Origin of the sequence: Bradyrhizobium sp. 2TAF36 (assembly GCF_052114925.1) — a bacterium.
Taxonomy (GTDB): domain Bacteria; phylum Pseudomonadota; class Alphaproteobacteria; order Rhizobiales; family Xanthobacteraceae; genus Bradyrhizobium; species Bradyrhizobium barranii.
Genome location: NZ_JBFRFR010000081.1, coordinates 25,591 through 35,668 on the forward strand (window position 1 = coordinate 25,591; position 10,078 = coordinate 35,668).

Annotated in this window: 7 protein-coding genes; 4 read left to right on the forward strand and 3 right to left on the reverse strand. The window is 59.1% G+C overall.

Annotated features, from left to right (window positions below):
• Positions 1 to 9 precede the first annotated feature (9 nt).
• Genes AB4Z51_RS35760 through AB4Z51_RS35770 form a run of 3 tightly spaced genes read right to left on the reverse strand, consistent with a single transcriptional unit; the run spans position 10 to position 3,051 of the window.
• Positions 10 to 858 carry a carbohydrate ABC transporter permease gene (locus AB4Z51_RS35760; RefSeq protein WP_441498973.1) on the reverse strand — a complete coding sequence of 283 codons (849 nt, stop codon included), beginning with the start codon at positions 856 to 858 and terminating at the stop codon, positions 10 to 12.
• Complete coding sequence (locus tag AB4Z51_RS35765; protein WP_135215391.1) at positions 851 to 1,789, reverse strand: carbohydrate ABC transporter permease; 939 nt, start codon at positions 1,787 to 1,789, stop codon at positions 851 to 853. The genes AB4Z51_RS35760 and AB4Z51_RS35765 overlap by 8 nt, the downstream gene beginning before the upstream one ends.
• Before the next feature lie 2 nt (positions 1,790 to 1,791).
• Positions 1,792 to 3,051: an extracellular solute-binding protein gene (locus AB4Z51_RS35770; RefSeq protein ID WP_441498974.1), complete on the reverse strand. Its 1,260-nt coding sequence runs from the start codon at positions 3,049 to 3,051 to the stop codon at positions 1,792 to 1,794.
• A gap of 168 nt (positions 3,052 to 3,219) precedes the next feature.
• Here AB4Z51_RS35770 and AB4Z51_RS35775 point away from each other — a divergent pair, with 168 nt between their 5' ends.
• From AB4Z51_RS35775 to AB4Z51_RS35790, 4 genes are all read left to right on the forward strand, one after another.
• Positions 3,220 to 3,978 (forward strand): SDR family NAD(P)-dependent oxidoreductase, encoded by a 759-nt coding sequence (locus AB4Z51_RS35775; protein WP_441498975.1) that lies wholly within the window; start codon positions 3,220 to 3,222, stop codon positions 3,976 to 3,978.
• Positions 3,979 to 6,887: 2,909 nt separating this feature from the next.
• On the forward strand, positions 6,888 to 7,079 hold the full coding sequence (locus AB4Z51_RS35780; RefSeq protein WP_208089623.1) for a hypothetical protein: 192 nt from the start codon (positions 6,888 to 6,890) through the stop codon (positions 7,077 to 7,079).
• A 931-nt stretch (positions 7,080 to 8,010) separates the two neighbouring features.
• Positions 8,011 to 8,241, forward strand: a complete 231-nt coding sequence (locus AB4Z51_RS35785; protein WP_208088044.1) for a hypothetical protein — start codon at positions 8,011 to 8,013, stop codon at positions 8,239 to 8,241.
• Between the two features lie 992 nt (positions 8,242 to 9,233).
• Positions 9,234 to 9,710 carry a hypothetical protein gene (locus AB4Z51_RS35790; RefSeq protein ID WP_441498976.1) on the forward strand — a complete coding sequence of 159 codons (477 nt, stop codon included), beginning with the start codon at positions 9,234 to 9,236 and terminating at the stop codon, positions 9,708 to 9,710.
• Positions 9,711 to 10,078 lie beyond the last annotated feature (368 nt).

Genomic DNA, 10,078 nt, shown 5'->3' on the forward strand with positions numbered 1-10,078 from the left:
AGGTATCGTTCATCCCTTGACCGCGCCTGCGGTGAGGCCGCCGACGATGTGCTTCTGCGCCAGAAGAAACAGAATGATGGTGGGCAGGATGGTCAGCGTGATGAAGGCCAGGATCAGGTGCCACTCGGACGAATACTCGCCCTGATAAACCATGATGCCGAGCGGCCAGGGATAGAGCGCATCGGTGTTGAGCATCACCAGCGGCAACAGATAGGCATTCCAGCTGTTGACGAAAGTGATGGTCCCGACGGTCGCCAGGATCGGTCGCGACAACGGCAGCGTCACATAGCGGAAGAATTTGATATAGCTACAGCCGTCGACCAGCGCGGCCTCGAGCAGTTCATAGGGAATGTCCTTGAAGAAGCGCCGCAGCAGCAGCACGCTCATCGCGAGGCTGAAGGCCACCTGCGGCAGCGCCACGCCAAAATAGGTATCGAGCAGCCCGAGATCGCGTACCTTGATGAAGAGCGGCAGCACCGCGGTCGCGGCCGGAAACAGCAGGCCGAGCGTCAGGTAGCTCAGCAGCATCGATGAGCCGTAGAACCTGACATGGGCGAAAGTGAACGCCGCCATCGAGGCGACGATCAGGGTCAGGGTCACCGTGAGCGTCGAGATGATCAGCGAGTTGCGCAAGAGCTGCCAGTAGCGCGTGGAGAACAGGATGTCGGCATAGTTCTGCCACTCCCAGTGACGTGGCAGGCCGAACGGATTGACGCGCAGTTCGCCGAGCGATTTGAAGCCGCCGAGCAAGGTCGCGAGCAGCGGCACCAGCACGAAGACGGCAACGACGGCGAGGAACACCGCCTTGAACAGCACGGCAGGATCGAACGGCGTACGACTGGTCTCGGTGCTACTCATCACGCATGAACCATCGCTTGTACGTGAAGGCAAAGGTCACGCAGATCGTGAACAGAATGACACCGATGGCGCTGCCATATCCGACCCGCATGCGGGAGATGCCGTTGTTGTAGAGAAAGCTCACCAGCGTGTTCGAGGAGTCCGCAGGCCCCCCGCGCGTCAGCGGCATGACGAGGTCGAACAGCTGCAGCGAGCCGACGATGGCGAAGAACACCGAGAGCCGAATCGTCGGATAGAGCAAGGGGATGACCACGTGTCGCAGGGCTTGCGAACGCGTCGCGCCGTCGATGCGCGCGGCCTCGATCAGGCTCTTGTCGAGGCCCTGGAGCGCCGCGATGAACAGCATCATGTGAAAACCGAAGTACTTCCAGACGACGACGATCAGCACGGCCAGCATTGCCGTATCGGTCGAGGCCAGCAGATGCGGGGGCTCGGCGCCGAAGCTGCGCCAGATCGAGGCGACAAGGCCGTAGTCGCCGTCGTAAACGAAGCTGAAGATCAGCCCGGTCGCGATCTCGGCCAGGATATAAGGCATGAAGAACAGCATGCGTAGCGCCACCGCCCCGCGGAAGCGTTCGGCGAGCATCAAGGCCAGCGTGAGCGCAAGCGGCAGCTGGATGGCGAGCGAAACAGCGATGATCAGCCCGTTGTTGCGCAGCGCGAGCCAGAAGGCGCGTGTCTCCAACACGAAACGGTAATTGTCGAAGCCGATCCAGTTGGTCGGCCTGCCGAACCCGTTCCAGTTGAAGGCCGAGTACCAGGCCGCCTCGCCGATCGGCAGCACCACGAACAGCGTGAACAACAGCAGCGCCGGCGGCAGGAACAGGATCAGGACCGTCAGCCTGCCGTCCCAGCTCGGGCCGCGCTCGGCGACCTGCGGGAGCTCACCGGCAACGTCCATCGCCGACACGCTCGCGGCCCGGCGTGCCACCGTCAGTTACCCTGCTTCCACGCCGCCTCGATCGCCTTGGCCGCGTCTTGCGGGCTCATGCTGCCGCCGGCGATCTCGGCGGTGACGTCGTTGACGACGCGGCCAACCGAGGGGCCGAGGCTCTGGTCATAGAAGTTCTGGTGGTAGTTCGACTTCGCCAGATTGGCCGCGATCAGCTTCATGAAGGCGTTGTTGAGACCGGCATCCGCCCCCTGCACCACCGGGATGATGAAGTTGCCCGCAGCAAGCCGCGTCTGCACGTCCCTGGAGACGAAGTATTTCAGGAAATCGACGGCCTCCTTCGGCGAGCCCTTGGTGATCAGCCAGCCGGTGATGCCACCGAGCGTATCGGTTGGCGCGCCCTTGCCGCCCGCCACGACCGGGAAGTCGAACCAGCAGATCTTGTCTTCGCTCAATCCGACCTTGTCGGCGGCAAGCGCGCGCTGCAAATGATAGACCGTGCTGATGGCAAGCGTCATCGCCGCCTTGCCATCGCCGAAATAGCCGACCGCCTGCGGATTCTTGAAGCCGAGGAAGCCATTCTGGAACGGCTGGAGATCGACGAGTTGCTTGAACAGCTCGCCGGATTTCCGGAAGGTCTCCCCGGCGAAGCCGCCGTCCTCGCCGCGCAGCGCCGCATCGAACGCCGGCTTGCCGCCGATGCGCACTGCAAGATGCGTCCAATAGAAGTGCAGCGGCCATTTGTCGGCGCCACCGACCACGATCGGGGTCACGCCGGCGGCTTTCAACGTCTTCACCGCGGCAAGCAGATCGTCCCAGGTCTTGATCCCCGCAGGATCGACCTTTGCCTTCGCCATCAGCTCCTTGTTGCAAAGGAAGCCGACCTGCGACAGCGCGGTCGGAAGACCATAGAGGCGGCCGTTGGCCGTGAAGGCGGCGAGCGCTGCCGGCGTGAGGCTGTCGCTGTAACCCTTCACCTGATCGGTGATGTCGTCGAGGACGCCAGCCTCGATCTGCGTCTTCAGGACGCCGCCGGCCCAGCTGTAGATGATGTTCGGCCGGTCCTTGGATTGCAGGATGGTCGGCAGCTTGGCCTTGTAGGCCTCGTTCTCGAGGAACTGCATCTCGATCTTGGTGCCGGGATGCGACACCTCATAGGCCCGCGCAACCTCCTCCCAGATCTTCACCTGGGCCGGATTGGCTTCGATGTGCAACCACTTGACCGTCGTGTCGGCCGCGGCGGAGTTGGCCCAAAGCAGGCATGCGGCGGCGGCGAGTCCCAGCTTCCCGAGCAGTCTCATCACATTCCTCCCAACCGGCTCTTATTCTTTGGCTGCAATCCTGCCTTCGATTTTTGAGGTACGCAACTAAAATTCTGATCTATGCACCTCACGTCAGGAATGGCTAAGGTTGGCGGGACAACTGGGCGGCGCCTCGCACCGCCCGCAATGCAACTTTGAGAGGTGCCCATGGCCGCTGTTTATTCCGACCTCGCCGGCAAGGTCGTTCTCGTCACCGGTGGCGCATCGGGGATTGGGGCTGCGATCGTGCGGCGCTTCGCGCAGCAGAAATCCAATGTCGTGTTCTTCGACATCAAGGTGGACGAGGGCCAACGCCTCGCACGCGAGCTGTCGGATCAGGGTCTGGCTGCGCATTTCCAGCGCATCGACCTGACTGACATCGCCGCGTTGCGCGCCGGCGTCGCCGAGGCGCGCAAAGCACACGGCGCGATCAATATCCTCGTCAACAATGCCGCACATGACGAACGGCACAACACCGAGGAGATGACGCCGGAATACTGGGACGACCGCATCGCGGTGAACCTGAAGCACCAGTTCTTCGCCGCGCAAGCCGTGTTGCCGGACATGAAGGCGGCGAATGCCGGCGCCATCATCAATTTCGGCTCGGTGTCGTGGATGGCCGGTCAAGGCGGCATGGCCGCGTACACGGCCAGCAAGTCGGGCGTGGTCGGTCTGACGCGCTCCCTCGCGCGCGATTACGGCCCCTACAATATCCGTGTGAACGCGATCGCGCCGGGCTGGATCATGACCGAGCGCCAGCTCGAGAAATGGATGACGCCGGCGGGCGAGATCGAACTGCAGCAGCGACAGTGCCTGAAGCGCCGGCTGGTACCGGACGAGGTCGCGAAATTCACTCTGTTCCTCGCGTCCGACGAGGCCTCCGCCTGCACCGCTCAGCACTACGTCGTGGATGGCGGCTGGGTGTGAGATGCTTTGAGGGTCGTGGGCGGGACCCGAGCTCGAACCTGGGCCCCGCTGACTAAGAGTCTCATTATTCAGAAGCACTCACAAACACTTAGCTGTAAAACGCGGCCGAAACAGTACTAGCGAAATCAATAGGTTACAGACGAAGTGTAAATGGCTCGGCCCCTTCTCCATCACCTGCGACCCCTGCGTCCCGAACGCAGTGAATATTTTCTAAGCTCTTCATTTTTATGGGTATGGGAGTGGTTTCCGCCACGTTTTGTTCACGCCTGTTTGGGCCATTTCATTGCGAAATCATTGCGGCGTTTCTCATCTATTCTGCCTGTCGTCTCACAGCAGCCTCATCTCAGCTTCCTCGTCCCAATCGAGATCGCAAAGACCTCAGCTTGGAACGTCGAGGAGCGTCCGCATCTAGATAGGAACGTCTCCTCTAGGCTCGCGTTCGCGTTGCCATCGATACTCTGCTTCGGAAGCTAACATGCAGAGGGAATTTTGGATTGTGATAGGGGCTTTGTCCTCAATCGCTCTGATCGCGAGTATCTGCAACGCGGCGCTGCCGAAAGCTTCGCTCGGTTACAGAGTCCTGCCGAGGTCGGATACGTCAGTGCTCTTGGTGTCGGAGAACAGTCCATATATGCGGAACGAGCGCTAAGGCGCGCTGCCATTTGCGCGTGAGCAGGCTGCCTATTGACCAAAAGCTTGTGCGGTTGACTTAGGCGCGATGCACAAGCCGCGGCGGCGGGCTCTAATTAGCGCCTATCCTCTCGCCACGTCGAATGATGCCGCCCTCACCCGCCGCCGCTCCGACTATGCGCATGAACAGACCTGGCCCATCTACTTCACCGATGTCCGCGTGGGGACCATTGGCGTGCGCGCCGGCGTACCGTCCAGTCCGATCAATGGGGGATGGTCGTTCGGATTTTATCCCGGCATGGGTCATCCAGGCTCCCGCGGCATCGCCGACAATGCGATTGCCGAAAAATTCCCATCTCAGCGGCCCGCAGCGTTCCGTAAGCACGCCACGGGCCTAGCCGGAGCGAGGCCAAGGGAAGTCTGCCTCGCCTTGGCTATGGCTATGTTACGCTTAACTCGTCCAGCCGGCACCTGTTCAATCAGGGCCGCGAGGGGTCAAAGGCCGCAAGCCACCAACTCCACCGGGATGAGTCGGCAAACCTGCGGTGTTTCTGCCGCCCAAGCCGATCGCGCAAGCTATCCAGTTGGCGCAGTTGACGTCTCAAGAGCGGCTTATATCCTTTTCAAGCACGCTTATTGCTACGATCTAACTAGCTGATCCGGCCTGGGTGGGCGATGGGTTATGCCCATCACCACTCGAAAGATCCCCGGCAGCTCATGCCGAACTTCGAAATCACCGAAGAGTGCAGCGCCCTGAACTGAAGAAAAAATGACCGAGGACGTACGAACCGACAAAGCCGAGCGGGCCCCAAAGCCCTCCCCAGCTTCGACCCTCAAATAGCAAAAGGCGGTCGCTGGTTTGTCGCCGTGACAACCGGTGTTGGTCCGATTTCCCACATCGGGGACTTCGCGACGGAAGCAGACGCCAAGAACTGGATTTCGACCAACTCGAAATACTGGCCCGGCAAACCGCGGCAGAGGCGCGGCCGTCGGTGCTGCGCCAGCTTGAGCTGGGGCGGGTGCTCGGGACAACTCGTGTCGCTTTGGAATTTGTCTGACTCAAATTCGCTAATAAGGTTGGGAAAACGACCGAAGGAATGACGTCCGAGACTGCGCGCGAATGGTTTCCCGATCGCGCCGTTATCAACGTCACGAAAGACCAGCTCATGTCGATGCCAGAGTTCAAGTACTAAGTAACTCTGTCGAAAGGCCTGTGGTGACGGTCGCCAGCTAGGCACGCGATGGAAGCGCTGATCCTGAAATGTCTAGGTTCGGTGCTGGTAGAGAACAGGTTCGCCTCAGTGGAGAGCCCGGAAGCTTCCTATTCAGCCGCGGGGCCGCCAGATGGCTGCGGAACCGGAGAGCCCCCCGGAGTTACGGGCTGCTCCGCGTGCTCCCACCCCGCCGCAAGCTGCATGATCTGCTTGAAATTTAGGATCGACTGCGACAGTTGGCCCTTTCGGACTATTATCGCCACATCGCGATCTTCGGGCAGCAACGCCATCGCTCTCGCGACCGCAGAGCGCAGTCGCATCACGCCGTGGTTGGCCAGGACTACAATCTCTTCCGGGTCTAAGACTGCGGGCATTGTCCGTCCCCATGCTGGCCGCAAGCCAGCAACCAGCCGTTGATGATTTCCCACTTGTCTCGCCCCCTCGCATGAAATTTCAGGAGCGGGGAGCGCTTGTCCTGTAATTCGCAAAAGAAACTCAAAGTATCGCGGGCGGTGACCGCCCCACGATCGATTGGCCGAGCCTGAAGCCAACGCCGCCATTCGCGAATAATCAGCAGCTTGCGTTGGGTTTGATAAGTCGACGCGCGTCTCCGCCCCATCAGGCAGGCCCCCGGAAGGTCTGTAAGTCGCGCTGGCTTTGATAGAAGGCTCTATTCGAGAGCGTTAGATAGGCATCCAGACGGTTACCGGGCATCCGCCGTGCCGATGGCACCATCGAACCCTCAATGTGAACGAGAGACCCTAAAGTACTCTAAATCAGGATATGACGCCGTCGGATTTCGACAGACTATGCGCGCCCTAGGACACCTCCGAAATCGAGTGGCCGAGGCGCAGCGACGCGGCTTCTCGATGCAACCGTCCCTTCGACCGTCATGCTGCACGTGCGGGCGAAACTCAATTAGCTAGTTTTAGGAACGTGGGGCGCCAAGCGTCGCTTAGTCAGAGCGGCTCAACGATGATGCTTGCTGTTGCACTACTAAATCATTTGCCATCGATGTCCTGTGAAGGCGCGCGGTTACATCGCCGTCGTGCGGTGGTTGGATAAGTGCGCGACTTGCGCAGCACGCGCCACGTGTTAGACCGCGCCCTCACATCGAAGCAGCGCGTCTTGGCAAAAAAGAAAAAAATAATTCGCCGCGAGTGGACGAAGAACGATATCGAACTTAAGGCGCACTCCAAACTGCGGACGCCGGTCGCGAAGATTGCGAAGGAAAATGAGCGACTGTTGGTGCGCTAAATGAGAAGCTCTGAATGAGCTCACCAAATTCCGATATTGTTTTAACGCTCACATCTGCGCGATAAGGCGCAGACTGCAACGTCCGTCAGGGCCGCCGGAGAGCTTTCGCGGTCTTGGGTTGAGGGCTCGCCTACGCCAACCCCGGCGAGCCCCATCTCAGTGAGGAAAACTGACGTACTTGGTTATCCCAAAGTGTGAGCTAGATGACATTGCGCCGCGGCAAAGTTGCTGTAGGTTGCCGTTCACCGGGGCTGGCTCCATATTTCACTTAGATCTTTTCACCCGGATTTTTTTGACAATACGCGGGCGGCAGCCTGCCCCCCAGGCTGCGGCCTTTGTGCATTTACCGGGGCGACAATGGCTATTTCAGTCAACGATCGAGACACACTTCGCCTGATCAGTGCTTTCCAAGAGATCAATAATCGTCGTACACGCCGCGCAATTCTCTTGCTCCTCGAAGAGCTCGCCCAGAAAGAAGATTCAAGCAGGCGCGCCTCCAAGGGAGACCATTAGCGGTCATGTGGTGGTTCTTGGCTGCTTCGCTCTGGTCATCCTGGGAGCCGCAGCGCTGCTGTACTCTACGTTCGCGGTCTTGCCGGAAGATGATCGGCACTTTCCCTTCGATGACTGACAAAAAATCCCGCCCGACGCTGCCGCCGGCGGGAGTTGGCTTAAGACCGCGACCGGGGTTACCCGGATTATCCTTGGGACGGCACTTGCCGCTGTGGCGGCGCTGGCGTGCCGTGCCCACGCTGCAACGTGCCGCTGGAGGGGCAACCGCCTCAGATGCCCGAGGGATTTAGGACAGTGTTCGACAAGGACAGCTGGCGACATTGAGGCGCGCGAACGACGCACTCTTGTGATTTAATTTGACGACGTGATTAATGAGTTTTAATATGCATTAAATTTCGCGATTATATGGAGGCAAACCATGAAAATCGCGTTCGGTGCTCTGCCGACGACAGCTTTGGCCTTCACCCTGATGATTTCTGCGCCGCCTGCGCTGGCCTGCAATGGCAATGGGAACTGCGAAAACGCGCCCGGCCATAACAAGTACAACGTGAGCGGAGCTCCTGGGCCGATTGCGGGCGCTGGCTTACCGATGCTCGCCATTGGCTATGGCGTCTACTGGCTCGTTAAGCGCCGTCGTAAGGTTGACTGACATATATGGTCTCTGGAGACTGCTTCCCGAGGAAAAGCCTGCCATACCTGATATTTTGGTGGGTACTTCAATCGGTCGCAACGGTCTGCAGGCCAAACTCGAATAGCGCGATGGCTAGTCTGCCATAGTCAGCAACACCCCGCGGGCGAGGCGCTGGATTGTGATCCCATATTCAAATGAGTGGGTTGCGCTTGGTTCATCGCGAATGTCGAGGCAATTGCCGCGTGGCGAATTCTTCGCGGGGCTATTCGCTCTCGGTTGTGTAAGTGGCCTCGCATCAAGCATCATCCAATCAGTCAACCGGCATGGATGGGCGGAGGCGCTTTTCAATACCTTCGGGATTAGCATAATTGTGTGGATCTCGTGTGCCGCCGGCGTATCTCTTGTTCTTCAAGACCGAACACTTCGGGTGCGTCCGTCGGACCTCGCCATGGGGGCAGGTTTTGTCTGCCTGGTCGTTCTTCCGATCGGAGCCCTGAGCTGGCTCGCGGTAACCGCTCTAAGTCTCTACGTCATTCTCTCCACCAATGTCGCCTCATCTCGACGGGGCGCTTTCATACTACTGGCTACCACCGTGCCCATGCTTTGGAGCCGATTGCTGTTTCAGTTTTTTGCCAACCTAATCTTGCAAATCGACGCTTCACTCGTTGGCTGGATATTGGGCACTCACCAAACCGGGGACATCGTGGAATTCGCTGACGGGTCCGGAGTTCTTGTAATCTGGCCAGCTTGTTCTTCGCTCGCGAATGTGTCTCTTGCAGTCCTGTGTTGGGTTACCGTGAGCCAATTGGTGGGTCCCAGAAATTCCGCTTACGATCTGCTGTGGTGCCTTTTGGCCTGCATTTCAGTAATAGCAGTGAACGTCGCGCGGATAAGTTTGATGGGCCTGAGCCAATGGCATTTCGCTACAGTCCACGGCGCATGGGGAGATGCGGTCGGCAACACAATCATACTCGTCTTGATTGTCGGCTTCAGTGTTCTCGGGGTGAGGCGTGAACTATTCCGGCGCATTTAGATGGTCCATCGCTGCCGTGCTTTTGCTGGTCATTGGATGGAAGATCGCAAACCAGCCCGAAACTCAACCTCATTTGAACGACAACCTTATCAAATTCTTTGAACGGAACCACTTCACCGTCGTCGTGACCGACGGGGTGGTGAATTACACACCGATCATCCGGGCGACCAGAGCCTCGTGCCATCTGCAGGTTGCAACACTTAGTCCTAACGGCTCGGACCGGGATCTCATTCGGCACCTTGCTGTAGGTTTTGATCGTTCATTCGTCGTCTTCCGCGGCACGGTGTACGCCACACAGCCAGTATTATGGACGGTGCTAGATTACTTTTGGTCCCGATTTCTTCGCGAGCTTGGATTGACTGAGCACATTACTTCCATCCTCAGCGTCGCCTTGAACTCATCGTGCAATGCCGAACAACTGCCGTGGGGTGAGCTTCAACGTGTGCATGGATGAGCAATGCTAGTGTGACGAACAGGGCCCGCAAATACTTGACCAGCTTGTCGGTTGCGGCGGGCGTCTCCCTGCGCTTGTCCTGGCTGGCCTCGACGTCCTCTTTCCGGTACGCCGCGAAGGGCATGTTGCCGGCCGTCTGGCAAAACCGATCCAGAACGCTCCGCTTGTCCGCTTGCGTGAGCGGATCGAAGCCCTTGAACTTATTCGAGCGATAATACTTAGTCGTTCGTGAAGAACTGGCGGCGGCGCCCGGCTCAAGCGGTGTTTCGAGCCGGGACGGTCTCGAAGAAGGCTCGGATGATGACACGCAAGAGCTCTGCGAGCCATCGCAGCAGCAGACCGAAGTTATAGCCGGCGGCGGCGAGAAC